This is a genomic window from Micromonospora andamanensis (assembly GCF_016863495.1).
Classification (GTDB): Bacteria; Actinomycetota; Actinomycetes; order Mycobacteriales; family Micromonosporaceae; genus Micromonospora; species Micromonospora andamanensis.
Genome location: NZ_BOOZ01000026.1, coordinates 78,296 through 104,730 on the forward strand (window position 1 = coordinate 78,296; position 26,435 = coordinate 104,730).

Consider the following 26,435-nt stretch of genomic DNA (forward strand, 5'->3'; position numbering starts at 1 on the left):
CTTGCCCAAATTATCTTAGTCATTAAGATAATCGCATGAGCGTATCGACTGACTTCTCGGTGGCGATCGCCGGCGCCGGCCTCTCCGGACTCTGCCTCGCCCAGTACCTGATGCGCGCCGGCATCGACGTGCACGTCTACGAGCGGGACCCGGGCCCCTTCGTCAGGCGGCAGGGCTACCGGATCATTCTCAACCGGTACGGGCTGGAGGCGCTGCGCGAGAGCCTGCCCCGCCCCCTGTACCGCCTGGCGCTGACCACCGGCGACGAGCCTGGCGGGCACCTGCGCTTCACCGACAGCCGGCTGCGGGACGCGTTCACCATCAACCTCAAGGAGGAGCCGCAGGCGACCCGTCAGGTGGACCGGCTGACCCTGCGGTCGATCCTGCAGTCCGGACTGGACGGGCACATCCACTACGGCAAGGCCGCCGTCGCGGTGGACGACGGTGGCCCGACCGGGCTGCGGCTGCGGTTCTCCGACGGCGGAGCCGCGCCGGCAACAGTCGTCGTGGGCGCCGACGGCGTCGGCTCGGCGCTGCGCACGCAGCTCATGCCGGACGCGGAGCCGACGAGCACCCCGATGGTGGGCATCTACGGCCGGTCGCCCCTGCGGCGCGACGGCGAGAGCGTCATCCCGGACGCCCTGCGTACCAGCGGAGTCCTGGCCATCGCCGACCGACCCGGCCGCGCCTTCTTCTTCACCTCGATGCGGTTCGGCGAGAGCCCGCGGGAGGCGTTCGCCCGCCTGGCCCCGGGCAGCTACGCGCCCACCGGCGACGACTACGTGATGTGGGCGATGCTGCTCCGCCAGGAGGAGCTGCCCATCGAGGTGCGTGGGAGCCTGCTGGCGCTGTGGAAACGAGCCGCAGTGATGAGTACGGACTTCCACCCGCTCATCCGGCGGCTGGTCGACACGGCCGAACTGGACGCTACGGTGCTCAACCTCTTCGCCACCGGCCAGCGCCCGCACCGGTGGCCGGTGCCCCGCGCGACGATGATGGGCGACGCCGTGCACGTCATGCCACCGTTCGGCGCTCACGGTGGCAACACAGCCCTCCGGGACGCCGCCCTGCTCGGCCGCAGGCTGGTCGAGGCCCGGGCGAACGGCACGCCCGTGGAGGAGGCGATCGCCAGCTACCAGGCCGAGATGGTGCCCTACGCCTTCCACGCCGTCGACACCGCCGCCAAGCTGATGCGCCGCCTCACCGGCGGCGCGGCCGCACCGCACTGGGTGCTGACCCGCGTGTTACCTCGGCTGCACCGGGTGACCGTGCCGGAGGCATGATTGCGGGCATGTCCGACGAACCGGCCCGTGACTCCGCGATCACCGACCTCATGCGCGCCGGGCGGGAGACGGCGCGGCTGTCCATGGTGTTCCGGTACGCCATCGCGGAGCGGCTGGGCCTCACCGTGAGCGACCTGGAGTGCCTGGACCACCTGGCGGACGTCGGGTCCGCGACCGCGGGCCAGGTCGCCGAACGGACAAACCTCACCACCGGGGCGGTGACAAGCATGCTCCGTCGGCTCCAGCAGGCCGGATACGTGACGGCCGAACGTGATCCGGCGGACCGACGGCGGGTGATCGTCACCCTGCGACCGGAAAGGGTCGCCGAGCTGGAACGACCGTACGAGCGGTTCGCCGAACATGCCGAACGGCTCATCGAGGGCTACACCGCTGAGGAGATCTCGCTGCTGATCCGGCACAACGACCGCATGCAGGCGATGTACCTCACCGAGTTGGACCGCCTCCGCAGCTGACGTGACAGCAGCCATGCCTGCCCGTGGGCGCATGTCATCGGTACGGTGTGCCTGTGGAAACCTTGGCACAGATACGCTCCGGAGCCTCGGTCGAGCGGTTGCTCTGTCATCCCAGGCTGCCGTTGATCGCCGGTTGGGACTCCGACCGCCCGGCGATCCGGATCTGGGAGTACGCGGTCGGACAGTTGCGCGAGGTTGGCGGTGTCGGTGCGGATTCGGCCGCCTACGACGATGCCGGCGGAGACCGGTTCGAGCGGACACCCTCTGCCACCTGGCATCCGAGTGAGCCGCAACTGGTCACAGCGGACCGCACCAGCCTGACCCGCTGGACCACCTCAGGCGTCGCCGCCATCGATGGCGTTCCACCTACCGAGTACCAGCGGGATGTGGCGTTCAGTCCGGACGGTCAGACACTCTGGCTGTCGCCCGGCGGCAGCGAGGACGACTGGGAGTCCTCGCTCACGCTCGACCTTGCCTCCGGCGCAACCGCAACGGGCCCGCGCTGGGACACCGGAGTCGCGGCGTACCCCGGCGGTGGCCTCGTGGCCACCCTGCAAAGCGATCAGGGTGCCACGCTTGTGCTCTTCTGTCGGGACACCGAGCCCGTGCTGCGACCGATGCGACGGGCGTTGATCCTCGACTGCGACGGCTACGAGACCCCCCTCTTCAGCCCGGACGGGCGGCATTTCGCGGTACGGGGCAACGCCTACGACAACTCGCTTGAGGTGTTCGAGTTTCCGTCGCTGCGCCGCGTACTGGGCCTGACGCTCGGGGAACCCAGCCCGGGGTACCCGTACCCGCAGGAGTGGTTGGACAGCATGCACGCCTGGTCGCGGCACAATGTCGCGTTCGGGCCCTCGCCGGGGGTCCTTTTGATCGGGACACCGGAGGGCACCGTCATCGAGATCGAGGTTGACGGACGACAGCTGGCCGAGCACCAGGTGCTGCCCGGTTCGAGGGTGACCGCCCTGACGGTCGCCGTCGGCGGCGAACTGATCGTTGCCGGCGACGGCACACTTCTGGTGCTGTCGACGGGACGGACCAGCCCACCCGAGCCGGCGACCGCCGCGGTGACCGAGTTTCTCGCCGGCACCTCTGAGGCTCCGGTCGTCGACATGGACCACCTTGACCTGACCGACGGAAGCCGGACATGGCAGCCAGGCGATCTGGAAACGGTCACCGACGCGTCGGACAGCGACCCGTCCTGGTTGAAGATCCGGGCCGGCATGAACAGCCTCACCTGACCTCGACGATGACCATCCGGCAGCACGGTACGGAAGGATGGGTGCGGTGACAGTCGTTCGTGGCCGTACCTTTGACGTGTCCCGGGTGCTCGGTGCCATCGCGGCGCTCCTGACCGGACCGATACCGTCCGCCGACAGCCCCACCTCGATCGAATCCGACAGGCACTCCGGCGAATGGCTGGCCACCCGGGCGGCCGGCTTCGTCCTCGCGCCGCTCTGGGAAGGTCCGGACCTCACCGGCCTGCGGGACCCGGAGTGGACCGAGCAGCTGGAAACCGGCGACCAGCACCTGGCCACCCTGGCCCGGACGTTCGACGAGCAGTGGGGCCCGCACCGGGTCCTCACCGTCGACTACCTCATCCGGAACCCCCAGGCGGACCGCCCGCCGGTCTACGACGCACTGCTCCGTCAGGATCTCTACGGCGACCTGCACGTCTGGACGCCCGACCAGATACCGGACCGGCGCCTCGCCCTCGTCCTCGGGCACAGCGACGGCGACCAACCCCTCACCCTCGCCGCGCTTGTCACCGCCGGTCCGGTCCCTGAACTGCCCGGCTGAGCAGCATCGGCTGGCCGGCGCTCGACCGACCGGCCGGGGCTGGCGACAAGTGGCTCGGCCAGCAGCACGAGGAGCGCCGCGACGGCCAGCAGGCCGCCGGCCAGCGCCGTGCTGCGCACTCCGAACCCGGGCAGGAGGACGGCCCCGAGCAGCGATCCACCGGCGATGCCGACGTTGAAGGCGGCGGAGTTGCCCGCCGCCGCCAGGTCGGAGCGTCCCGGAGCCACTTCGAGTACCCGGTTCTGCAACGCCGGTGTGAGCGCACCCAGCGCGAACCCGGTCAGGGCCAGCAGCGCCCCGGTCGCCAGCGGCGAATCGGCCAGGACGAACATCGCGAGCAGGGCGATCGCGAGCAGCAGCACCGGTGCCACCATCGCGACGCGCTGGTTGCGGTCGCTCGCGATTCCGCCCACGGCGATACCTGCGAAGTCCGCGAGCCCCCGGATGAGCAGGAGCAGCCCGACCGCCGCCGGGGCGAACCCGGTGACGTCGGTCAGGAACACAGCCGTGTAGGTGAACGCCGTGAACAGCCCGCCCACCGACAACGCGGTGGCGACCACGACCGTGGCGTAGCGGCGGGCGTCCGGGCTGGTGCCGGTGAACGCGTGGGCGGCCATCATCGGCGTCGACGGCATCAACGTCACGATCGCCACGAAGGCGGCCAGCGCCACACCGGCCAGGGCCAGGAACGCCGCACGCCAACCAAGCTGCTGCCCGAGCCAGGTACCGGCCGGCACCCCCAGCATCGGGCCGAGGGACGCCCCGGCGAACACGACAGCTGTGACCTTCCCGCGTACCCGCAGCGGGAACATGCCCGCGGCGGCGGGTGCCACCACGGCCCAGAACAGTGCCTGGGTGAGTGCGACGACAACGCGCGCCCAGAGCAGCACCTGGTAGTCGCGGGCGGCGGCCGAACCCACAGTGGCGACGACAAGCACGCCCAACAGGACGATCAGCAGGCGACGGCGCGGCACCCGCTGGGTGAGGTAGGTCAGCGGAACCGAGACGACCGCGACGGTGACGGCGTATCCGGTGACGAGCAGGCCGGTGTGTGACAGCGACACGTTCAGATCGGTCGCGATGAGCGACAGGATGCCGATGGGCAACGTCTCCACGGCGACGTAGCAGAACGCCGAGATGGACAGCGCGACAAGCGCCCCGATCGCCCGCGCCGACGCGGACGTCACCGGCTCCGGTAATTCGTCACGACCACCCATCCGGCGGCCTCAACCTCCGGGGGTGAGCGTGGACAGCCAGTCCTCGGCGGGGGTGAGCGGAACGGGTGCGGGACGTTCGACAGCAGTGGTCAGCTCGACCCGTCGGCCTTCGGCGGCCGACCGGAGCAGGGCGGTCATGATGTCGAGTACGTGCAGCGCCACCGCACCACTGGCCCGGGGCGGGCGCGTCTGATCGGCCTGGACCAGGTCGATCAGGCCGACCCCTCGGGAGGCGGCGACGTAGCCGGCCCGAGGCTCGACGGTGCGCCACCCGGGGCCGTCGAGCGCGAGATGGCGGACCTCGCCGTCGAAGTGGTTCGGATCGGGTACGGCGAGAGTGCCGTGCTCCCCGTGCACCTCGATCGGCGCGGCAGTCGTCGCGACACCGTCGAAGCTGGTCGTGAGGGTGGTCAGCGCACCACAGGCATGTTCCAGCACACCGCTCACATGGGTCGGCACCTGGACCGGGATCCGCTGCCCGAGGCGCGGGCCCGAGCCGATGACCCGGGTGTCACGTAGCTGGCTCGCCGCCCCGATCACCGCCCGGACCGGCCCGAGCAGGTGGACCAGGGCGGAGATGTAGTACGGCCCCATGTCCATCAGCGGGCCGCCGCCCGGGGCGTAGTAGAAGTCGGGGTTCGGGTGCCAGCGCTCGTGTCCCGGGGTGACCATGACCGCCGACGCGGCGAGGGGGCGGCCGATCAGTCCACCGTCGAGCGCCGCTCGGGCGGTCTGCGTGCCGGTGCCCAGAACGGTGTCCGGCGCGCAGCCGACGCGGACGCCGGCCGACGTCGCCCGGTCGAGGAGCGCCCGGCCCTCCGGGAACGTGACGGTCAGCGGCTTCTCGACGTAGACGTTGCGGCCGGCGTCGATCGCGGCACCCGAGATCTCGGCGTGCGCCGCCGGGATGGTGAGGTTGAGCACCGTCGACACGTCGGGGTGCTCCAGCAGTCGCTTGACGGTCACCGCCTCGGCGCCGGGAATCGTGGCGGCTGCCGCTTCGGCCCGGGCCGCGTCCAGGTCGGCCACCGCGACGACACGCACCGTGGGATGGCCGGCGAGCGTCTCCAGGTACGCGCGGGAGATGAACCCGAGACCTACGATGCCGATGCCGTGCGGGTCGCCCACACCATTCCCCTTTCGATGACGGTACGCACGCTCGGGTGCTCCAGCACGTCGAGGCTGTGCCCCGGAGTCGTCACGACGATCCGCCCGGCACCCCAGTGTCGGGTCCAGATCGCCGGCGAGGTGACCGGCCGGTGCCACGGGTGCCACGCCCGGGTCGGGTGGGTGGTGGTGGCCAGCACGTCGATCAGGTCGTCGTGCAGCACCCAGTACTGCTCGGTGACCAGGTCGAAGTCGTCGATCCCGGCGGTGATCGGATGCTCCCGCCCGAGGTCGGTCATCGAGATCGTGTGGGGCAGGAAGTTGTCCGCCTCGCCGCCGACACGGTCGCACGGCTCGACGCCCGGATGGGTGGCGAACTGGCCACCCACCAGGTGCAGGTAGTCCGAGGAGGCGCGGAACGAGTCGGCGATGCCGCCGTGCCAGCCGGTGAAACCCGTCCCGGCGACGACCGCCGCGGCCAGACCGGCCATCTGCTCCGCGGTGATCTGCGACATCGTCATGCACTGCACGATGAGGTCGGTGTCGGCCAGTTCGGCGGCGTCGGCGTAGATCTCCGTCGACTCCTCCACCCGTACCGCGTATCCGTTGCGTTCGAGGAACGGGATGAACAGCGCCGTCGCCTCGACCGGCCGGTGTCCCTCCCATCCGCCTCGGACCACAAGGGCTTTCCGCCGCGTCACACCCGCTCCTCCCCCGGTCCGCCGCCCCTGGCACCGCTGCCGCCGGGGCGACGCCCGCACCGTCCAACCGCCGCTAACCGTACCCGGAGTGCCGCCCTGAATCTGCCCACGCCCGAGGCACCGCACGCCGACACCGGGATGCTCCGGCAGCAGTGCCCGACATCAGTCGGGATCGCCGTGCCGGTACACAGCTATAAGCTGCGTGCATGATTGACTCATGGACGTTGCGGGTCCTCGTGGAGGTCGCCGTCCGGGGTTCGTTCTCCGCCGCGGCGGAGGCACTGTCCATGACCCAACCAGCCGTCTCGCGGCAGATCAGCGGATTGGAACGGCGGGTGGGCGTGCCGTTGTTCCGGCGGCTTCCGCGCGGTGTCCGGCTCACCCAGGCCGGGCAGACCGCCGTCGAACTCGCTCGCGACATCCTGACGCGGACCGACGCGCTGGAGGCCCGGCTGCGCGCCTTCACCAGCCTGACCGGCGGGCACCTCAACGTGTCGGCCTTCCCGAGCGCCAACGCCCGCCTCACTCCGGAAGCCATCCGTCGCTTCGCCGGGTCCCACCCGGGCGTCGCGGTGAACCTGGTGCGGCCGGACGAGTCGGGGCCGCTGGCGGCCATCCGGGACGGCCGGATCGACGTGGCCCTGGTGACCTCGTGGGAGTTGTTCGTCGACCCGCTCACCGCCAAGCACGACCTGTCCGCGTCCCGACTCACCGACGAGGCACTTGACGGTCTTGACCTGGTGCCGCTCTGCGACGAACGGCTGCACGTCGCACTTCCGGCCGACCACCCGTTGGCGCAGCGCCAACGGGTGCCGCTGCGGAAACTGAAGGACGAGCGGTGGATCGAGGGCGCCTATCCGGACTGCCTCGGTCCGATCCCGCCGCTCGCCGAGGCGTTGGGCGGTCCCCCGCAGATCGCGTTCTTCTGCGACGACTGGAACGGCAAGCAGGCACTCGTCGCCGCGCGGGCCGGTGTGATGCTCGTACCGACGCTGACCCAGGCCGCGCTACGGCCGGACATTGTCCTGCGGCCCACCGTTCCAGCCCTGCCGACCCGCCGGTTGTACGCGGTGGCGGCCGCACCGCCGTTCCGGTCACCCGCGGCCACCGCGATGATCGGGATCCTCACGGCGATCTGCCGGCAGCCGGTCGACGGATGACGACCGGCTGCTGGACCAGGCGGGCGCCACCGCCAGTACCACCGCGGCGACCAGGGTCAGCACACCGGTGCCCTGGAACAGCAGGTCGTCCGAGATGCGGGCATCGCCGTTCACGGGATAGAGGTCGTTGACCAGGTCCTGAGCGTCAAGCAGCCGCAGCACGGCGAACAGGGCATGGTTGAACCCGCCTTCGAAGAGGCCTACCGCCGCCACCCAGAAGGCGTAGACCAGGAACCAGAAGGTCGCGCGAGCCCACCGCGTCGCCGAACCGAGCCGGTAGGTCAGGTACGTGACGGCGAGGACGGCGCTGAACACGACAGCCAGCACGATCCGTTCCGGGCTGTCGAACCGCAGACCCCCGTACACGTGGTGGACGAAGGTCACGAGGAAGAGCACCGCGGTCCAGGTGATGGCGGTGCGGGGCCGGCCAGCTGACATTCGTTCCATGACTGCTGTCACCCTTCTTGAGTGGTAGGCATCCGGTCTGCCGGCAGCTCGGCCGGGCTCGGCTGCGGATGTTCGTGCACGGTCAGGTCGTGCCGTTGAACAGTCGTCAGGAACACGCCCGCGTCGACGATCTGGTCGATGTGATGCACTCCGGGCCGGTAGCGGCGGTCCAGCAGGCCGGTGGCGATCTCCGCGGCCACCACACCTGTCGCGTGGCACTCCCGACGGCCCGTCACCGCCGACCACACGTGCCCACCGCCGTCATCGGTGGCCGAAACGTGCACCGCGAACCGGTCTCCGCCGAGCCGCAGTCGGCTCGACGCGCCGGCCAGCATCCGGGCCCAGCCCAGCCGACCCGCCAGCCGGAAGGCGCCGACGGCCCGCAGCCGGAACAACGCCGCCGTCACCGCAGCGGAGTCGAAGCAGAGGCGGGTGGTCACCGGAACGCCGAGGTTGCGGGTCAACGTGTACTGGTCCGAGAAGGGAAACTGGTGCGCGGCACGCGGACCGAACCCCGGCAGCTCCACCCGAGCCCGTCCCGGCCGGCGAGCGCCGTCGGGCGGCGCCATCAGCCCTGCCACGGTCCACCGGACCGAGTCGGGCCCGTGGTCACCGACGGTACCCAGCAGAATTGTCACGTCGACGGAGATCGCGGACGGAAGGCGGTCGACGCAGCGGCGGGCCAGCACATTTGTCAGCCCGGGGGCCAGCCCGACGCTGAGCACGGCGGCGGCGCCGGTCCGCTTGGCGGTGGCGTCGAGCCGTTCGATGCCGGCAAGCACGTCGGCGGAGGCGCTGACGTCGACAAAGGAGACGCCGCTGTCCAGGCACGCGCGCGCCACCACCTCGTTGCGCTGCTCCACACACATCACCACCACCGTGGCGTCGGCCAGCAGCCCGTCCAGACCCCCCGGGTCGGCGAGGTCCAACCCGCGCGGGATGAGCCCGCCCGGACCGGTCCGGGCCAGGGCCTCAGCGCGCGCCAGATCGCGGCCTGCGACGACTACCTCGTGCGCCGATCCCCGGGCCAGCGTGGTGGCCACCACCCGACCCACGGCGCCGTAGCCGCCGATCACGACGGCGACGCCCCGGCCGGTCACAGCCGCCTCGCCGCGACCAGCCAGCGCCCACCGCTGAGCCGGGCACCGGTTCCGCGGTCGTCACGCTCCCCGTCGGCAGGCGGACGCTCGCGCACCCCCGCCGACGGCATCTCACAGCTTCGAACACTGTCCACAGACGCCAGTGTGGGCGGACGCAGCTATGAGCACCACTGCCGTCTCGTACGGGAAGCCATAAGCACCACGCATGGCAGCGACGCCGCTCCACGCCTCGGGGCCGGCGTACCCGGTCGAGCCGCGACGTGCCGTCGTCAGGTGACCCGGATCCGCAGGGGGGCCCTCCGGGCGGTGTTGCTGTCGGGATTGCGGGAATCGCCTTGCCCGGACCGCGCCCGACGGGACACGCTGCCGCCATGCTGGAACAGCAGCGCGGCAGACTGTGGCTGGTGGTGGCCGCCGCCGGCTACGGCAAGACCACGGCGCTGCGCCGGCTGTTCCCCGGCCCGGCCGTGCGATGGCAGCGGGAGTGCGACGCAACACGCTCCTCAGCGGTGAGCTTGCCGAGTTGGCCGCCGGCACGACTCAACTCGTCCTCGATGGGCTGCCCGCCATGCCGGAACGGACCGAGCAGGCGTTGCTGCACGCGATCACCGGCCTGCCCGACGGCGTACGCCTGGCGCTGTCGTCGCGGTGGCCGGTGGGTTGTGCGGCGTCGTCGTGGTTGACCCGGATGGCGCCCGCGCAGCTCCGCCCGGCCGAGCTGAGCCTCACCACCGACCAGGTCGACGAACTACTCAAAGCCGAGTACGGGCTGACCGCACCCGCCCTGGCGCAGCGGGTGCACGAGGTCACGGCGGGGTGGCCCGCACTGGTCCGGCTGGTAGCCGAGACCCTGGTCGCCGAGGGCGTACCCACCGGGCCGCTCCTGCCCGCGGTGACCGAACCCGGGGGTCTGGTGACCGGTTACGTGGCCGACCTCGCGCCGGTGACGGCGGGCGTCTGCGCGGTCGCCGGCCATCCGGCGGCCGGGCCACAGCTCGGCAGACTGGTGCGCACCGGGCTACTGACCAGAATCGGCACCGATCCCGACACCGGGCCCCGGGTGGTGCCGGTGATCGCCGCGGTCGCCGGCCACGACCGGCCGCCGGTGACGAGCCGGACGCTGCTGCGGGCGGCGACCTGGTACCGCGAACACGGCCCGGCCCGCGCCGCCGCGTACACCTTCCGGCTGGGCGGCGACGACGCGGCGTTGGCGGCGGTGCTCGACGAGCACGGCGACCGGATGCTCGCGGCCGGACGGCCCGGCGCGATAGCCGAGTTGATCGCCGGCCTCCCGGCGCCGCTGCGCACCCGCAGGCTGCGGCTGCTCGGCGGCGACGCGCTGCGCACCGCCGGCGACGCCGCGCCGCATGATCAGGTAGACGGCCGGTTCATCCCACCGGCACACCGAGCAACTCGGCCGTCCGATCCCACAGACGGGTCGCCAGTTGGTCGTTCCTGGCCTGCCGGTGCACCGGGCCGTTCGGCCTGAGCCGGTGGTAGTAGCCGCCGTTGGCAGTCTCCGGATCAGCCATCGTGGCCAGGTGGACAAGTGGCTCGGCGCCCTCCCGGAGGGTGGACAGGCCGCCCAGCAGGCGGTACCGGACCAGCGCGGCGACAAGTGGGGCTGCCCGGTTGATGTCGGTGCTGGCTATCACCCCCGGGTGGAACGCCGTCGCGGTCAGTCCACTGCCCCGCGTACGGCGGGCCAACTCGCGGGTGAACAGGATGTTCTGCCGTTTCGTCATCCCGTACCGCAGCAGCTCGGATCGTTTGCCGGCGCCTTCGAGGTCGTCGAGATCGACGCTGCCGAACCGGTGGCCTTTGCTGGAGGTGGTGATGACCCGGGTCGGCCCGCCGCTGGTCAGGCGGTCCAGCAGGAGGTTGGTGAGCAGGAACGGAGCCAGGTAGTTGACCTGGAACATCAGGTCGTGGCCGTCCTCGGTACGGCTGCGCCGGGTCAGCACGACGCCTGCGTTGTTGGCCAGCACGTCGATCCGGGGGTAACGGCTCAGGAGGGTGTCGGCGAGCCGGCGTACGTCCGACAGCCGGGCGAAGTCGGCCACCAGCGGCTCGGCGCCGACCTGGCGCGCGACGGCGGCGGTCTTCTCGGGCGACCGGCCGACCACCGCCACCCTCGCGCCCAGGCGCGCCAACCGGCGGGCAGCCTCAGCGCCGATGCCCCCGCTGGCCCCGGTGATCACGACGGTCCTATCTGCCAAGATCCGATCACCCATGACATCCATCTCCGCGAATGGGACGATGGCCCATCGTAGGAAATCAGCGGTACGGGCCGCCACACCGGCTGCGCCGTCCGGTGGTGTTGTGTCATCGCCGACAGTGACGTGGCGTCACTGGTCGCGACACCGACCGGTGCGGACAGTTGGATGGTGACCTCGACAACGCTGCCGACCGTCCCGCTCGCCCATGACGTCGGCGGGACCGGTCCCCTGCTCCTCGCCGTCCACGGGATGACCGAGGACCGTCATTTCTGGGATCGGGTGCCGCTGGCCACCCACTTCCGGACCGTCCGGGTCGACCTCCGGGGCCACGGGGATTCCCCGCGCGTAGCGCCGTACGACCCGCTGACCTTGGCCGGTGACGTGCACAAACTCGTCCGCGACCTGGGTCTGGACGAGCGCCCGCTGGTCGTGGGGCATTCCTACGGCGCGGTGGTGGCCACCGCCTACGCCGCTCGCTTCCCGGTGCGGGGGGTGGTGAACGTCGACCAGACGCTCGACGTGTCACCCCTGCCGGCGTCGACGGCCCGGGCCGTACGCGGTCCGGGCTTCGAGGAATTCCTGGCCTCGGCCTTCGCCCGGATGTACGGGCAGCTGGATCCCGCCGTCGCCGCCGACCTCGGCGCGCGGCGGAAGGTGCGCCAGGACGTGCTGCTCGGCGCGTGGGCTCCCCTGCTGGACCTCGATCCGGGCGAGCTGACGGCGTTCATGGAGCGCGTGATGGCGATCCGGCAGCCCACTCCCTACCTGTCCGTGCACGGCCTACCCGTCGCGGACGACTACCCGGCCTGGCTGCGCGGCCGGATGGCCGGCGCGGTCGTCGAATCAGCGCCGATCGCCACCCACTACCCACACCTGGCCGACCCCGCCTGGTTCGTCGGACGGCTGATCGCCTTCGACGATGCCCACTCTCGGTAGGTGGCCCGTCGGCTGCCGCAGGGGACGTGCCCACGTCGGACTCGCGGCCGGCTGGCACCCGGTGTCAGGACTGTCGCCCGGACCTCGGCAGAGCCAGTGCCACGAGGGTGGCCGCCAGCATCACGGCGGCATTGGCCAGGAAGGCGGTGTGGAATCCGTCCACGATGGCCTTGACTGGCGTCGTGTCAGGCAGGGCCCGCTCGGTCGTCGTGGTGGCGATGGTGACCAGGACGGCCAGGCCGACCGCCCCGCCGATCTGACGCGAGGTGTTGAGCAGGCCGGACGCGGCGCCGTCATCACCGGGTGCCACACCGGTGGTGCTGGTTACCGTCGCCGCGGGCAGCAGCAGGCTCATGCCGAGGCCGGTCACCAGGGTAGGACCCAGGACGTGGGTCAGGTAGGCCGGCTCCGCCGGCATCCTGGTCATCCAGAGCAGGCCCACGGTCGTGACGAGACCGCCGGCGAGCAGGAGCGGTCGGGTGCCGACCCTGGGCAGGAGCTGGCGGGCGCCGAGACCGCCGGCGATCACGATGGCGGACATCGGGAGCAGCGAAAGGCCCGTGGTGAACGGGTCGTAGTCGAGCGCCTCCTGGAAGTACAGGGAGAGCAGGACCATGCCGGCCGTCATCGTGACACCCATGCAGAAGATCAGGAAGTTTCCGATGCTGACGGTGCGGAGGCGGAAGATGGTCAGCGGGATCAGCGGATGACGGCTCTTCGCCTCCACGGCCACGAAGCCGATCAGGAGCACGGCGGCGGCGATCAGGGCGACCAGCACGTTCGTCTCGGTCCAGCCGTCGGTGGCAACCTCGGAGAAGCCGTAGGTCAGGGCACCGATGCCGAGGGTGGCCGTGAGCGCACCCGGGAGGTCCAGGCGGCGGCGCTCGCCGGTGTCGCGGTCAGGCAGCAGCCAGAGCAGGCCGGCGACGAGCAGGATGAGGCCGGGCGGGACGTTCACGAACATGACCCAGTGCCAGCTCAGGCCGGCGGTCAGGACGCCGCCGAGGATGAGCCCGGCGACGCTGGAGAGGGCGCCCATCAGGCTCCACAGCGTGACGGCTCGCTCGCGACGGTCCTCGTCGCTGTGGCTGGCGGTGATCAGGTTGAGGCTGGTGGGTGACAGAGCCGCAGCGCCGAGGCCCTGGAAGACGCGGGCCACCAGGAGCATCCAGGGGCTGGTGGCGAGTCCACCGGCGAGGCTGGCCAGGGTGAAGATCACCGCGCCGGCCAGGAAGACCCGCCGGTAACCGAACAGGTCACCGGCCCGGGCCGCCAGCAGCAGGAAACCGCCGAAGGCGATGAGGTATCCACTTACCACCCACTGCTGCTGGCTGGCCGACATGTCGAGGCTGGCACGCATGTCGGGCAGCGCGAGCGTGACGATTGTGGCGTCGAGCACGACTGTGAACTGGGCCAGGCAGGAGATCGCCACGACGACGCCGAGCGGCAGGTGGGGCCGCACGACGCCGCGGGGTGCCAGGCCGGTTCGGGAGTCGAGCATGTGATCTCCTCACTGGTCCAGAATCACGCACGGGAACTGGATGAGACCGACGTTAACACCGTTCACGGTGAACGGTGTTGATGCTAGGAATGACCGCAAGTCGTTGTCAAACCAGAGGAGCGACGGGTGCTGCGCAAGGCTGACGTGGTCGACGGCGCGTTGAAGCTGCTGGACGCCGAGGGGCTCGACGGGCTGACGATGCGCCGGCTCGGCGCCGCGCTCAATGTCCAGGGCAGCGCCCTCTACCGGCATTTCCCGAACAAGGAGGCGCTACTCGATGCCCTGGCGGACCGGATCGTCGATGGGCTCGGCGATCCGCTGCCGGAGGCCGACTGGCGCCGGCAGCTGCACGTCCTCGGCGACCGGATGCGGTCGGCGATGCTGGCGCACCGGGACGGCGCCCGGGTGGTGGGCGGCACCTTCGCTCCCGGCCTGAACACGATGCGTGGCGCCGACCGCGCGATCACCGCACTCTGCACCGCCGGCCTGGCGCCGGCCCAGGCCGGGTGGCTCGCCTTCGCCCTCTTCTACTACGTGCTTGGACACGTGATCGAGGAGCAGGCGCTGGCCGAACTGCCGGCGGGTGACAACTGGCGTCAACGCATCGAGAAGCTCGACGCCGACATGTCGACGCACTACTCGGCCGCGCTGGCCGCGCTCACCGGCGCCGATCCCGGGGAACGGTTCCGGTACGGCCTGCAGGTCTTCATCGACGGCATCGCCCAACAGATCGACCGGGGCGGAAGCTGAGATCCGCCCTCACCACGGATGCGAAATTCACATCCATTCATGAAGAACGTCGGTTGCGGCCCGGATCGCGGTTGGTAACCTCGGAAGCGTTCCGGCGATCCGGAAACGTTCGGCGGGATATTCGTGACCGACCGCGAAGGCAGTACTTGATCCCGTGATCTCGCAGGCGGATACCAGTCCTTGATGCGGCATGCCAAGCGCTTTTCCGTTGGCATCATTAGGGTAAGGGATGACCGACCATGGCTGGACTTCTCCGAGTAATCACCGAAACACAGAAGCCTCGGGTCCACAAGTACACGCAGGAGCTGCTGGAGCGCGCGAAAAAGCAGCACGGGGAGGATTCCGGCGCCTATCGCGGGATCTACAACCAGTATTTTCGGATGCCGTCTACCGGCCCGAGTTTCGGCAACAACACGCGGCACTTCGACGCGCTCATGTCGAGCGACTTTCCCAAGGGCCTGGAGCGCCTCTACCGGCGGGTCGTCGTCATCGACATGCTCTCCGCCTGTGCCAGCGAGTGCGTGTTCTGCGTCCGCGGTCTCTACGACCCGCACACCTTGGGCACTGACCAGATCGGCGCCATCGCGGACTTCCTGAAGCGTGACGAGGACCTGCGCGAGATCCTGATCACCGGCGGCGACCCCCTGATCTCGCCGCGCAAGCTCAACGAGCTGCTGTCCGCGGTGGCCACCAGCGCGGAGAACATCATCACCGTCCGGATGGGCACCCGGCTGCCGGTGCAGAACCCGGGCGCGTTCACCGCGGACACCTACCGGGTGTTCGAGGAGTTCGCCGACCGTTTCCAGTTCGAGATCGGTGTACAGGTCAACCATCCGTTCGAGTTGCAGCCGGAGGCGGTCGAGGTGTTCGGCGCCCTGCAGCAGCGGGGCGTGCGTCTCTACAGCCAGAACGTCCTGCTCAAGGGCGTCAACGACGCGGCCGAGACGCTCATCGAACTCTACGACCGGCAGCGGACCCTGCGGTTCATCCCGCACTACCTCTTCCACGCAGTTCCGATGGTGGGCACGGACGAGTTCCGTACGACCGTGGCGAAAGGGCTGCGGCTCGCCTCGGAAATCTCTGGCAGCGGGTATCTCAGCGGCCTGGCGAAACCGATGTTCACCGTGATGACCGACATCGGAAAGGTCACCCCCTACGAGGGCAGCATCGTCGCGAAGAACGGCCGGAAGCTGACGCTCCGGACGTCGTACCGGCTCGAGGATCGGCTGCGTTGGAGCCCTTCCTACCGGCTGCCGGCCACGGCCACTGTCAACTCCGCCGGAACGCTCGACGTGCTCTACAACGACGGCGAGGACTGACCTCGAATTTCGACACAAGGGGAGGCGCACAGTGCTTTGGAATGACCTTTACATCGGGTCCGTGGCAATGACTCTGGGCCGCGAGGAGACCACCGAGAGCGCCGTGGCCGACGGGCGTTACCCGGCGAAGGAGAATGAGGCGAGCGGCTTCCTCGCCACCCGGGTGGACGACGAGGGACCCACTATCGACCTGGCGGTGCGAGCGGCGGAAGCGGCGGTGGCCCGTGCCGGTGACCGGGCCTCGCAGGTCGACCTGGTGATCCACTCCTACATCGCGCACCAGGGCCTGGACGACTTCGCACCGGCCGCGTACGTCCAGGGCCGCACCGTCCGCGGCGACGGCTTCGCCATGGAAGTGCGCCAGGCGTCGAACGGCGGCATGGCCGCCCTGGAGCTGGCGGCGGGTTACCTGACTGCCCGACCGGACACCTCCGCGGCGCTGCTCACCACCGCCGACCGGTTCGTGGAGCCCGGCTACAACCGCTACGCCACCGCCTCCGGGATGCTCTTCGGCGACGGCGGCACCGCGCTGCTGCTCTGCCGGTCCTCAGGAGTCGCCCGGCTGGTGAGCAGCGCGACCACCGGCGACACCACCTACGGCGACATCCAGATCGGCGCGGAGCCGTGGAGCGACGTGAGCGGCGGGAACGGCTGGCCGGTGAACATCAACGCCCGGGTGCACGCCTATCTGGCCGAGAAGGGCCCCGAGATCTACGTCCCCATGGTGCAGGCGCTGCAGCAGAAGGAGATGCTTGTCATCGAGCAGGCGCTGACCGAGGCCGGGTTGGAGCCCGCGGACGTCGCCTGGTGGATCTTCCCGAACCAGGGGCTGGCCCTTACCGACTGGGACGCGCGCAAGGCGTTCGGTGTGGACATCTCCCGTACCACCTGGGACTGGGGCCGCCGCTGTGGGCACCTGGGCGCGGGCGACCAGTTCGCCGGGCTGACCCACCTGCTGGAGACCCGGAAGGCCAAGCCCGGCGACCGGGTCGTGCTCGCCGGCTCGGGCACCGGCTTCATGTTCAGCGCCGCGGTTCTCGAGATCACCGCGGAGCTCTCGGAGTGATCGGGCAGGCCGAGTTCATCCGCATCGTCCGCGACGAACTGCGGCTGCCACTGGCCGATCCGGATCTGGAGCACAGCTTCGATCAGGAGGTGAACTGGCGGTCGCTGCACCGGGTGCGGCTGTTCGTGGCGATGGAGCAGCACGCCGGCCGCCGTCCGGAGGTAGGCACGCTCTTCGAGGAGCGCACGGTACGCGGCATCTACACGGTGTTCGCCGAGCAGGCCGACGGTAGGCGTGACCCGTGAGCACGATTCCGACGATGTACGAGTGGTTCGGCGCCACCGTCCGCGCCCACCCCACCCGCACCGCCCTGAGCGTGGCCGGTGCCGACTTCACGTACGCCTCGCTCGATGCGGCCGCGGGTCGGGCCGCCGCCGCCATCGCCGGGACGGCAGGAGACCGGACCGGGCGTCCCCCGCGCCGGATCGGTGTCCTCGCCTCCCGGACGGTGGCGGCCACCTACGTCGCCTACCTGGCCAGCCTGCGGCTGGGTGACACGGTGATCTGTCTCAACACCGAGTTCCCGGCGGTCCGCAACGCGGAGATCGCGCGGCTGGCCGGGCTGGACGTGCTGGTGCACGCCGACGCCGAGCGGGAACTCGCCGCGCAGGTGCGGGCCGCCACCGGCGTCCGGCTGCTGTCGATGCCGGACGACGCCGCCACCTTCACCGGTGGCGGCCCGTCCGCCGAGGCCGGCACCCCGGACGTCGATGACCTGGCGTACATCATCTTCACGTCCGGGTCGACAGGCAGCCCGAAGGGCGTGCCGATCCGGCACCGCAACTTCGCCGCCTGGGTCGGGCACTTCGCGCCGATGTTCGCCGACCGCGCCAGTGCCCGGGTCGCCCAGACCGCCGACCTGTCCTGGGACATGTCGATGATCCCGCTGTGGACCGCGTGGGCGTCCGGTGGGGCGGTGGTGGTGCCGACGAAGACGGACCTGCTCGCCCCGTCGAGGTTCATCGCCGGTCAGGGCATCACGCACTGGGTCTCGACGCCGGCGTCGGTCACCATGGCCAGGTGGCTGGGCGACCTGACCACCGGCGGGCTGCCGGACCTGCGGTGGAGCATCTTCGGCGGTGAGGCGCTGACGCCCGAGCACGTGCGGGCCTGGCGGGAGGCCGCACCGAACAGCGCGGTGGCCAACGTGTACGGACCCAGCGAGGCGACGGTGACCTGCCTGACCCACCTGCTGCCCCACGATCCGGCCGACCCGCCGGCCACCCCGAACGGCACCTTCCCGATCGGACGGGTCTACCCCACAGTCGAGCACGTGGTGCTCGACGATGACGGCACCGCCGCCGACGAGGGTGAGCTGCTGGTCCGTGGCCCGCAGCGGTTCGACGGCTATCTGGATCCCGCGCACAACCGTGGCCGGTTCGTGCTGTGGGACGGTGAGCTCCTCGGCACCCACGACGGTCCCGGACGACCGGACGAGCGGCACTGGTACCGCACCGGTGACCGGGTCCGGTTCGACGACGCGGTGGCCGTCTACCTGGGACGTGTCGACAACCAGGTGAAGGTGCACGGCTACCGGATCGAGCCGGGTGACATCGAGGCGGCCCTGCGGGCGCACCCTGGCCTGGAGGAGGCCGCCGTGGTGCCGTGCCCGGCCGACGACGGCATCGTGGAGCTGGCCGGGTTCTTCACCGGGGAGGCCGTCTCCGATCCGGAGTTGCGGGACTTCCTGGCGGGGCGGCTGCCCACGTACATGACCCCGCGTTTCCTGGTGCACGTGGCGAAGCTCCCGCTGAGCCTCAACGGCAAGATCGACCGGAAGGCGCTCGTGGCGCAGGCCGCCTCGCTGACCACCACGAGCTGATCCTCTGCATCACCACCTCAGGCGCTCCACAACAGTGGGGCGCCTGAGGCTGTCGCGGCGTTCGACGACAGAACCTGGGCACAGTGGTCCCCGCCGGTACGGATCCCGGAAGCGGAACCAGGCCCCGCGAGACGCACGGGGCCTGGTTCCCAGGGGTTCTCAGCGGGCCAGGATCGGCCGCTCCCGGACCGACTGGCTGAAGCCGTGCGCGATGAGACGGTCGAAGAACGCGTCGTCCAGCGGCACCGACGGCGGCGCCGGCGCCGCAGCGCGCAGGGCCGCCCAGGTGTGCTCCGCGCTGATCTCCGGCATCGGATACGCCGGCTCCAGGCCCAGCATCCGCCGCCCGATCTTCCCCATCTGAATCAGCGGTGCCACGTCCGGATGGGTGGCCCGTTCGGTCGCCCGTTCCCACCAGACCGGGCCGGGCAGGGAGTCCAGCGGATACCCCGCCCGGCGCAGCGCGTCGAATCCGTGGGTGAGCGCCACCGGCTGCGGCTTCACCAGGTGATACGCCCGCCCGGCGGCCGACGGCCCGGCGGACAGCCGGGCCAGGTTGCCGGCGACCTGATCGACAGCGTCCATCGGCACCGCCTCGACCCGCTCGGGTACCGCCCCGACCGCGACGGCCGCCCTCAGCAGCGGCATGAGCAGGTCGGACGTGGAGGTGCCACCGGTGCCGGAATGCCCGGTCACCAGACCCGGCCGGTAGATCGTGGCCGTCACGCCACGCTCGGCGGCCCGGGCGACGACCCGTTCGGCGGCCACCTTCGATCGCGGGTAGCCGAGGTGCCCTGACGTCGCCATCGACGGTGGGGTCGTCTCGTCCACCCGGGACAGTCCGGCCCGGGCCGCATCGGCGAACACCGCGATCGTGGAGACGAAGTGGAAGCCGACCGGCCGGCCAGCCGCCGTGGCCAGTTCCACGAGCGCCCTGGTGCCGCCGACATTCGACGGCGCCAGATCGTGGTACGGCGCCGTCATGTGCACGGACGCGGCGCTGTGATAGATCCGCGAGACCCGTTCGGCCAGGTCGTTCCAGACCTTCGGCGGCAGGCCGAGACCGGGACGATCCAGGTCGGCCGGCACCGCGATCAGACGCTGCGGATCGTCCACGCCGACCTCGGCCATCCGCTCCCGCAGCCGGCGATCGGCCGCCGCCGGTCCGGTCGCACGGACCAGGCAGTAGATCACCGGGTGTGGCTGGGCGAGCAGGGCCGCGGCGAGATGGCCGCCGAGGGACCCCGTCACCCCCGTCAACAGGATCGCCGTCACCGCGCCTCCTGCTCGCCGAGCAGCTCGGCCAGGTGCTGGGCCAGCGCCCGGGCCGAGTTGTTGGTGGCGATCGCCTTGGGGGCGACCCGGATACCCAGGCTGGTCTCGACCCGGGTCCGCAGCTCCAGATTGCCGAGCGAGTCCAGACCGTAGTCGTTGAACGGCCGGCCGGGGTCGACAGTCCCGCGGACGATCGCGCCGGCCTCCCGGGCCAGGAACCTGCTCAGCCAGCCGACCCGCTCACCGGCCGGCAGTGCCCGCACTTCGCTGAGCAGCGCCGACGCCTGCGACTGCGCTGGCTGGCTGTCCTGGAACGCCGCCGCGAACGGGCTGCGACGGGCGAGTGAGGTCAACCACGGCGCCCGGGACTGCGGGACGTACCCGGTGAAGGTCCTGGTGTGCCGCAGCAGGGTGTCGAAGGCGCGGACCCCCTCGTCAGGCGTGATCATCGTGGTGTCACCGGATTCGCCGAGCACCGCGCCGCGGCCGATCTCGGCCCAGGCACCCCAGGCGATCGCGGTCACCGGCAACCCCTGCGCACGCCGCCAGTGCGCGAACCCGTCCAGCCAGCTGTTCGCGGCGGCGTAGGCGCCCTGACCCGGGGACCCGAGCAGCGCGGCGGCCGACGAGAAGCAGCAGAACCAGTCCAGGTCGTCATCGATCGTGGCGTGGTGCAGATGCCAGGCCCCGTACGTCTTGGGCACCCAGTCCCGGTGCACCAACTCGGCGGTGATGCTCGGCACTGTGGCGTCCTCGACCACCGCCGCGGCGTGCAGCACCCCACGCAGGGGCAGTCCGGTGGCCCGGGCGGCGGCGGCCAGCCGTACCGCGGTGCCCGGATCCGCGATGTCGCCGAGTTCCACCTGCACGTCGGCCCCCGCCTCACGTAGCGCGGCGATCGCGGCGGTCCCCTCGGCGTTCGGCGCGGAGCGCGAGTTCAGCACGATCCGGCCGCAGCCCGCCTCGGCGAGGTGCCGGGCCAGCCGCAGGCCGAGGCCCCCCAGTCCGCCGGTGACGAGGTACGCGCCGTCGGCGCGGAACGCCGAGAACCGGGCCGGCGGCACCACCACAGGCGTACCGGGCTCGACAGCTGTGGTGAGCACGAACTTGCCGGTGTGCTGGGCCGCGGCCATCGTCCGGATCGCGGTCGCCGCCTCACTCAGCGGAAACGCGGTGACCATCGGCGCCGGCAGCTCGCCACGGCTCATCAGCTCCGCCACCTCGCGGAGCAGCCGACCGAGCAGTCCCGGATCAACACCTGCCATCAGCTCCAGATCCACGCTGTAGAAGGCCAGGTTGCGCCGGAACGGGGCAAGGTCCAGCCGGGAGTCGCCGTAGATGTCCCGTTTGCCGATCTCGACGAACCGGCCGCCGAAGGTCAGCAGGTCCAGGCTCGCCCGCTGCGCCGCACCGGTGAGCGAGTTCAGCACCACATCGACACCCGCACCGCCGGTGTCCTCGCGGATCCGGTCGGCGAACTCCAGGCTGCGGGAGTCGTAGACGTGCGTGACACCTGTCGAGCGCAGCCATTCCCGGCGGTCCGCACTGCCGGCGGTCGCGAAGATCTCCGCGCCGATCCGGCGGGCGATGGCAACCGCGGCCTGCCCGGTGCCGCCGGTGGCCGAGTGGATCAGGACGCGCTCGCCGGGCCGCATCCGGGCCAGCTCGTGCAGGGCGTACCAGGCGGTGGCGTAGACCGCCGGGGTCGCCGCCCCCTCCTCGACGCTCAGCCCGGCCGGCAGCGGGGCGGCGAGCCGGGCGTCGACAGTGACGTGGCTCCCCCACGCGCCGTCGGTGACACCGACGGCGGTCATCACCCGATCGCCGATCGCGAACCCGGTGACCTCGTCGCCGACCCGGACCACGGTCCCCGCACAGTCCACGCCCAAGCCGGGAATCTCCCCCTCGTAGCTGAAGCCGTTGCCGTGCGCCACCAGCACATCGACGAAGTTGATGCCGCCGGCGCCGATCGCGATCTCGATCTCGCCCGGGCCGGGGCTACGGCGCGGGACGACGGCCAGCTCCAACGAGTCCAAGTCGCCCGGGTGGCGGATCTCCAGCCGGAAACCGTCGGCGTCGGGGTCGGTGACCGTCCGGTGCCGTTCCCCGGCGGCGAGCGGGGCCCGCTCGAGCCGGGCGGTGTAGTGGTGCCCGGCGCGCCAGGCGGTCTCGTCCTCGGGGCTGTCGGCGGCGAGTTCGGCGGCGAGTGCCTCGACCACCGCCTCGTCGACGTCGATCTGGGTGGCCCGGACGTCGGGGAACTCGGCGCCGATCACGCGCAGCAGGCCGCGCACCCCGGCGTGTTCGAGGTTGACCACGTCGCCGGTCATGACCTGCTGTGCGGACTGGGTGACCGCGTAGAGCCGGGGCGGTGTGCCACCGAACGCGGCGAGTTCCTGCGCGACCCCGACAACCGCCTGCACCAGGTCGCGGCCGCGGGCGATGCCGTCCTCATCGGCAGGTCCAGCCGGTCGTGGGCAGAGCAGCACGACGCCACGCCAGGTGCCCTCCGGCACGAGGGGCGCAGTGCCGGCGGACGCCCACGGACGGACTTCGGCCTTGCCGCCCTGCCCGCGCAGGGCCGTGGCGAGCTCGCCCGGCTCGCAGACCGCCGCGTCCGGCGCGAGGATCAGCCACGAGTCGTCGGACCGGCTCTCGGCGGGTCGCGGCGGCTCGCTGCGGTGCCAGCCCACGGTGAGCAGCCGCTCGGCCAGGATCTGCCCGGCACTCTCCTCGTCGCTGCCGCTGGTGCCCATGACCAGGCCCTCCACGGTCAACAGGACAGCGCCGTAGCGATCGGTCAGCTGGATGTCAGCGACCACCCGGGTGCTGTCGTGGGACACCAGTCGCAGATGGCAGTACCGTGCGGCGGCGGACGGTGCCCACTGGCGGATCCGTCCCACCTCCAGCGGGACCATCAGGCCGCCGTCCGCCACCTCCTGCGCCACCGCGGGCATCGCGATCACGCACTGGAAGCAGGCGTCCAGCAGCGCCGGGTGGATACCGAAACCGTCGTTTCCGCTGCGCAGCGCGGACGGCAGCTCGACCTCACCGAGCACGGTCCGGCCGTCCGTGCCCGGCAGGCGGTGGACCGTGGTGACACCGGCGAACGCCGGTCCGGGTTGGATGCCCCGCTCACCGACGATCCGCCGCAGCTCGTCCCCCGGCAGCGGATCGGAATGCTCGTCGAGGAGCAGGTCGATGTCGATCGGCTCGGGTTCGGCGACGTCCGCCGACGGGTGCAGCGTGGCGGAGGCCAGCCGGACCCGTTCGCCGTTGTCCGACGTGGTCGCCTCCCACCGGGCCTGGCCCGGCGCGGTCACCGTGGCGGACGCGGTGACCTCGTCATGGTCGCTGAGCAGCAGCATGCGTTCGAAGCGCAACCCGTGCACCTCGCCGCCGCCACCGAAGACCTCTCCGGCCGCGCTGAGCGCCGCCTCGCAGTGCGCCGAGCCGGGGTAGGCGGCAACGTCACCAACCCGGTGGTCGACGAGCCACGGCAGCACCGCCGTGCCGACGTCGGACTGCCAGGCGTGCCGCTCCGGGCTCTCATCGAGCCGGACATGCGCGCCGAGCAGCGGATGCACCCGTACCGTGTGTGCTGGCGGAGACTGGTCGGACCGGACCAGCAAGTGCTGGCGTGCCCAGGTCGGCAGTGGCGCCTCGACGAGGTCACCGTCCGGATGCAGCAGCGAGAAGTCGACCCCGCCACCGGCCGCATGCACCTCGATCAGGCTGGTGAGCAGGCCGTAAGGGGTCTCCTGGCCGCGCCGCATACTCGGCAGGGCGGCTGCGGGCAGCCCGGACGACCGGGCGCACTGTTCCACCGCTCGGGTGAGCAGCGGGTGCGGGGAGAGCTCCAGGAAGACGCGGTGACCGTCCTCGAGCGCGGCCAGCACCGCGGCGCCGAACCTTACCGGCTGGCGCAGGTTGTCGACCCAGTAGGCGGCGTCGGGGACCGGCTGCGTGTGCGGGTCGTCAAGCGCGGTGCCGTAGACGGGCACCGTCCCGGCGGCCGGCGTGAGGTCGGCGAGGACTTCGGCCAGCTCGGCCAGGATCGGGTCGACCTGCGGCGAATGCGAGGCGACGTCGACGGCGACCTCGCGTGCCATCACGCCCCGGCTCTCCCACCCCGCGATCAGTTCACGGACCCGGTCGGTGGCGCCACCGATCACCGTGGACTCCGGTGAGGCGACGACCGACACCACGACGTCGTCGTAGGCGGCCAGTTCCTGCTCGACGCGCTCGGCGGGAAGTTCGACGGAGGCCATCGCGCCGGCACCGGCCAGTCGGGCGCACAGCCGGGACCGACGGCAGATCACCTTGACGCCGTCGTCGAGGGAGAGCGCACCGGACACCACGGAGGCCGCCACCTCGCCCAGCGAGTGCCCGATGACGGCGGCTGGTCGCACGCCCGCCGCACGCCAGGCTGCGGCGAGCCCTACCTGCATGGCGAAGAGCGTCGGCTGCACCCGGTCGATGCCGGTCACCGTCTCCGGGTCGGTCATCGCGGCCGTCACCGAGAAGCCCGACTCGCGCTGGACGAGCGGCTCCACCCGGGCGACCATGGCGGCGAACTCGGGCTCGGTCGCCAGGAGCGCGGCACCCATGCCGGCCCACTGCGAACCCTGGCCGGAGAAGACCCAGACCGGGCCGCGCGAGTCGTCACCGACCACCGGTGCCGGGGGCCGCTCGGCCACCTGGTCGGCCACGCCGCGCAGCGCGGCGATCAGTTCCGGCCGGTCCGAGGCGATCACGGCGGTACGGACCGCACGGTGCTCGCGCCGCCGCGCCAGGGTGTATCCGAGATCGGCGAGGGTGACGTCCTCGTGGACGGCCAGCCAGTCCGCCATCCGCTCGGCGGTCGGGCCCAGTTCCTCCGGCGCGCTGGCCGACAGCGGAACCAGCTGCGCGGCGGATCGCCGCGACCGGTTGTCCGCGACCGGCCGGGTCCGGGGCGCTTCCTCGACCACGGCGTGGACGTTGGTGCCGGACATGCCGAACGAGGAGACGCCCGCTCGCCGGGGCCCGGGGGCGTCCGGCCACGGCGTGGACTTGCCGGGCACGAAGAGCCGGGTCTTCAACGCGCTGATCTCGGGGTTGAGTTCTTCGAGGTGCAGCGTCCCGGGTACGACACCATGCTGCAACGCCAGCACTGTGGCGATCAGCCCGGCGGTGCCGGCGGCCGACTCGGTGTGACCGAGGTTCGACTTGACGGAGGTCACCGCACAGGGGCCGGTGCCCTGGCCGTAGACCTCGGCCAGGGCGCGGAACTCGATCGGGTCACCGACCGGCGTGCCCGTGCCGTGCGCCTGCACCATCCCGACCTGCTCGGGGGTGATCCCGGCGTCGGCCAGCGCGGCCCGGTGCACCGCGGCCTGCGCGGCCTGTGACGGCATGGTGATGGTGTCGGTGCGACCGTCCTGGTTCGTCGCGATGCCCTTGATCACCGCCAGGATGTGGTCGCCGTCGGCCAGCGCGTCGGTCGCCCGCTTCAGGAACACCATGCCGCAGCCCTCCGCCCGGACGAAGCCGTCGGCGGACCTGTCGAAGGGCCGGCACCTGCCGCTGCGGGACAGCATGCCGAGCCCGGACGCGCCGGCCGCGGGCTCCGGGATCAGCATCAGCATGACGCCACCGGCCAGGGCCATGTCGCTCTCGCCGGAGCGGATGCTCATGCACGCCTGGCGCACCGAGGTCAGGCCCGAGGAGCAGGCGGTGTCGACGCTCAGCGACGGACCGGCCAGGTCCAGCGCGAACGAGATCCGCCCGGAGGCCATGCTGAAGGCGGTGCCGGTGAACCAGTACGGGTGGATCTTCCGTACCCCGTGGGTGACGACCGAGTAGTCGCCGTGGGCGATGCCGACGAAGACGCCGGTGCGGGTGCCGGCGAGCGCGGACGGCGGTGTTCCGGATCGTTCGACCGCCTCCCAGGCGGTCTCCAGCAGGACCCGGTGCTGCGGGTCGGTGGCGAGCGCCTCCCGCTCGGCGATCTTGAAGAACTTCGCGTCGAAGCCTCCGGCGTCGGTCAGGAAGCCGCCCCAGCGCGACACCGAACGGCCCGGCACTCCCTGCTCGGCGTCGTAGTGCTCATCCGCGTCCCATCGGTCCGCGGGAATCTCGGTGATCGCGTCGCCGCCGTTTGCGATCAGGTTCCACAGACTTTCCGGGGAATCGATACCACCGGGGAACCGGCAGGCCATGCCGATCACCGCGATGTCTCCAGGATCCGCCACGGTTCCTCCTCATCAATGTG

At 71.3% G+C, this 26,435-nt stretch carries 20 protein-coding genes; 11 read left to right on the forward strand and 9 right to left on the reverse strand.

The genetic code is table 11. The features are described from left to right. The first annotated feature begins 35 nt into the window (after positions 1 to 35). The 3 genes from Van01_RS21340 to Van01_RS21350 are packed head-to-tail and all read left to right on the forward strand — an operon-like array spanning position 36 to position 3,000. Positions 36 to 1,283, forward strand: coding sequence for an FAD-dependent oxidoreductase (locus Van01_RS21340; RefSeq protein ID WP_204010435.1), 1,248 nt, complete (start codon positions 36 to 38; stop codon positions 1,281 to 1,283). An 8-nt stretch (positions 1,284 to 1,291) separates the two neighbouring features. Then, a complete protein-coding gene (locus tag Van01_RS21345; protein WP_239099209.1) occupies positions 1,292 to 1,756 on the forward strand; it encodes a MarR family winged helix-turn-helix transcriptional regulator in 465 nt (154 codons plus the stop codon). Between the two features lie 53 nt (positions 1,757 to 1,809). Continuing rightward, positions 1,810 to 3,000: a WD40 repeat domain-containing protein gene (locus Van01_RS21350; protein WP_204010441.1), complete on the forward strand. Its 1,191-nt coding sequence runs from the start codon at positions 1,810 to 1,812 to the stop codon at positions 2,998 to 3,000. A gap of 417 nt (positions 3,001 to 3,417) precedes the next feature. Here the strand turns inward: Van01_RS21350 and Van01_RS21355 are convergent, their stop codons facing one another. From Van01_RS21355 to Van01_RS21365, 3 genes are read right to left on the reverse strand one after another with little or no spacing between them, the layout of a single operon-like run. Next, positions 3,418 to 4,776 (reverse strand): MFS transporter, encoded by a 1,359-nt coding sequence (locus tag Van01_RS21355; RefSeq protein ID WP_204010444.1) that lies wholly within the window; start codon positions 4,774 to 4,776, stop codon positions 3,418 to 3,420. A 9-nt stretch (positions 4,777 to 4,785) separates the two neighbouring features. Then, positions 4,786 to 5,904, reverse strand: coding sequence for a Gfo/Idh/MocA family protein (locus Van01_RS21360; RefSeq protein WP_204010447.1), 1,119 nt, complete (start codon positions 5,902 to 5,904; stop codon positions 4,786 to 4,788). Then, on the reverse strand, positions 5,874 to 6,584 hold the full coding sequence (locus Van01_RS21365; RefSeq protein ID WP_204010450.1) for a ThuA domain-containing protein: 711 nt from the start codon (positions 6,582 to 6,584) through the stop codon (positions 5,874 to 5,876). The genes Van01_RS21360 and Van01_RS21365 overlap by 31 nt, the downstream gene beginning before the upstream one ends. Before the next feature lie 206 nt (positions 6,585 to 6,790). Here Van01_RS21365 and Van01_RS21370 point away from each other — a divergent pair, with 206 nt between their 5' ends. Next, complete coding sequence (locus Van01_RS21370; RefSeq protein WP_204010452.1) at positions 6,791 to 7,744, forward strand: LysR family transcriptional regulator; 954 nt, start codon at positions 6,791 to 6,793, stop codon at positions 7,742 to 7,744. On the opposite strand, the gene Van01_RS21375 is transcribed toward Van01_RS21370, so the two are convergent. Then, entirely contained in the window at positions 7,679 to 8,191 is a 513-nt protein-coding gene (locus tag Van01_RS21375) for a hypothetical protein (protein ID WP_204010454.1), read from the reverse strand. The genes Van01_RS21370 and Van01_RS21375 overlap by 66 nt on opposite strands. Before the next feature lie 8 nt (positions 8,192 to 8,199). Next, positions 8,200 to 9,291 (reverse strand): saccharopine dehydrogenase family protein, encoded by a 1,092-nt coding sequence (locus Van01_RS21380; RefSeq protein ID WP_204010456.1) that lies wholly within the window; start codon positions 9,289 to 9,291, stop codon positions 8,200 to 8,202. A gap of 484 nt (positions 9,292 to 9,775) precedes the next feature. Here Van01_RS21380 and Van01_RS21385 point away from each other — a divergent pair, with 484 nt between their 5' ends. Further along, the gene (locus Van01_RS21385; RefSeq protein WP_204010458.1) at positions 9,776 to 10,780 is read left to right on the forward strand and encodes a hypothetical protein; all 1,005 of its coding nucleotides are present in this window, start codon (positions 9,776 to 9,778) and stop codon (positions 10,778 to 10,780) included. Here the strand turns inward: Van01_RS21385 and Van01_RS21390 are convergent. Further along, positions 10,680 to 11,525, reverse strand: a complete 846-nt coding sequence (locus tag Van01_RS21390; RefSeq protein ID WP_204010460.1) for an SDR family NAD(P)-dependent oxidoreductase — start codon at positions 11,523 to 11,525, stop codon at positions 10,680 to 10,682. The genes Van01_RS21385 and Van01_RS21390 overlap by 101 nt on opposite strands. Positions 11,526 to 11,675: 150 nt before the next feature. Here Van01_RS21390 and Van01_RS21395 point away from each other — a divergent pair, with 150 nt between their 5' ends. After that, the gene (locus Van01_RS21395; RefSeq protein WP_204010463.1) at positions 11,676 to 12,446 is read left to right on the forward strand and encodes an alpha/beta fold hydrolase; all 771 of its coding nucleotides are present in this window, start codon (positions 11,676 to 11,678) and stop codon (positions 12,444 to 12,446) included. Between the two features lie 64 nt (positions 12,447 to 12,510). Here the strand turns inward: Van01_RS21395 and Van01_RS21400 are convergent, their stop codons facing one another. Then, the gene (locus tag Van01_RS21400) at positions 12,511 to 13,947 is read right to left on the reverse strand and encodes an MFS transporter (RefSeq protein ID WP_204010465.1); all 1,437 of its coding nucleotides are present in this window, start codon (positions 13,945 to 13,947) and stop codon (positions 12,511 to 12,513) included. Positions 13,948 to 14,073: 126 nt separating this feature from the next. On the opposite strand from Van01_RS21400, the gene Van01_RS21405 reads away from it, so the two are divergent. From Van01_RS21405 to Van01_RS21425, 5 genes are all read left to right on the forward strand, one after another. Continuing rightward, entirely contained in the window at positions 14,074 to 14,697 is a 624-nt protein-coding gene (locus Van01_RS21405) for a TetR/AcrR family transcriptional regulator C-terminal domain-containing protein (protein WP_204010467.1), read from the forward strand. Between the two features lie 239 nt (positions 14,698 to 14,936). After that, on the forward strand, positions 14,937 to 16,016 hold the full coding sequence (locus Van01_RS21410; RefSeq protein ID WP_204010469.1) for a radical SAM protein: 1,080 nt from the start codon (positions 14,937 to 14,939) through the stop codon (positions 16,014 to 16,016). A 67-nt stretch (positions 16,017 to 16,083) separates the two neighbouring features. Continuing rightward, the gene (locus Van01_RS21415) at positions 16,084 to 17,082 is read left to right on the forward strand and encodes a ketoacyl-ACP synthase III family protein (RefSeq protein WP_239099211.1); all 999 of its coding nucleotides are present in this window, start codon (positions 16,084 to 16,086) and stop codon (positions 17,080 to 17,082) included. Continuing rightward, positions 17,079 to 17,327 (forward strand): acyl carrier protein, encoded by a 249-nt coding sequence (locus Van01_RS21420; protein WP_204010473.1) that lies wholly within the window; start codon positions 17,079 to 17,081, stop codon positions 17,325 to 17,327. Before Van01_RS21415 ends, Van01_RS21420 begins: the two co-directional genes overlap by 4 nt. Continuing rightward, positions 17,324 to 18,904 (forward strand): AMP-binding protein, encoded by a 1,581-nt coding sequence (locus tag Van01_RS21425; protein WP_204010475.1) that lies wholly within the window; start codon positions 17,324 to 17,326, stop codon positions 18,902 to 18,904. The genes Van01_RS21420 and Van01_RS21425 overlap by 4 nt, the downstream gene beginning before the upstream one ends. Positions 18,905 to 19,063: 159 nt before the next feature. Here Van01_RS21425 and Van01_RS21430 read toward each other — a convergent pair whose 3' ends face one another. Both Van01_RS21430 and pks2 read right to left on the reverse strand, forming a co-directional pair. Further along, positions 19,064 to 20,179, reverse strand: coding sequence for an SDR family oxidoreductase (locus tag Van01_RS21430; protein WP_204010485.1), 1,116 nt, complete (start codon positions 20,177 to 20,179; stop codon positions 19,064 to 19,066). After that, positions 20,176 to 26,415: a sulfolipid-1 biosynthesis phthioceranic/hydroxyphthioceranic acid synthase gene (pks2, locus tag Van01_RS21435; protein ID WP_275410380.1), complete on the reverse strand. Its 6,240-nt coding sequence runs from the start codon at positions 26,413 to 26,415 to the stop codon at positions 20,176 to 20,178. Before pks2 ends, Van01_RS21430 begins: the two co-directional genes overlap by 4 nt. Positions 26,416 to 26,435 lie beyond the last annotated feature (20 nt).

What these genes read in the sequence shown, in the direction of transcription:
- Van01_RS21340 (WP_204010435.1), top strand. Translation starts at nt 36, where the DNA reads ATGAGCGTATCGACTGACTTCTCGGTGGCGATCGCCGGCGCCGGCCTC.
- Van01_RS21345 (WP_239099209.1), top strand. Translation starts at nt 1,292, where the DNA reads ATGTCCGACGAACCGGCCCGTGACTCCGCGATCACCGACCTCATGCGC.
- Van01_RS21355 (WP_204010444.1), bottom strand. Translation starts at nt 4,776, where the DNA reads ATGGGTGGTCGTGACGAATTACCGGAGCCGGTGACGTCCGCGTCGGCG.
- Van01_RS21370 (WP_204010452.1), top strand. Translation starts at nt 6,791, where the DNA reads ATGATTGACTCATGGACGTTGCGGGTCCTCGTGGAGGTCGCCGTCCGG.
- Van01_RS21375 (WP_204010454.1), bottom strand. Translation starts at nt 8,191, where the DNA reads ATGGAACGAATGTCAGCTGGCCGGCCCCGCACCGCCATCACCTGGACC.
- Van01_RS21390 (WP_204010460.1), bottom strand. Translation starts at nt 11,525, where the DNA reads ATGGGTGATCGGATCTTGGCAGATAGGACCGTCGTGATCACCGGGGCC.
- Van01_RS21395 (WP_204010463.1), top strand. Translation starts at nt 11,676, where the DNA reads ATGGTGACCTCGACAACGCTGCCGACCGTCCCGCTCGCCCATGACGTC.
- Van01_RS21400 (WP_204010465.1), bottom strand. Translation starts at nt 13,947, where the DNA reads ATGCTCGACTCCCGAACCGGCCTGGCACCCCGCGGCGTCGTGCGGCCC.
- Van01_RS21410 (WP_204010469.1), top strand. Translation starts at nt 14,937, where the DNA reads ATGGCTGGACTTCTCCGAGTAATCACCGAAACACAGAAGCCTCGGGTC.
- Van01_RS21415 (WP_239099211.1), top strand. Translation starts at nt 16,084, where the DNA reads ATGACTCTGGGCCGCGAGGAGACCACCGAGAGCGCCGTGGCCGACGGG.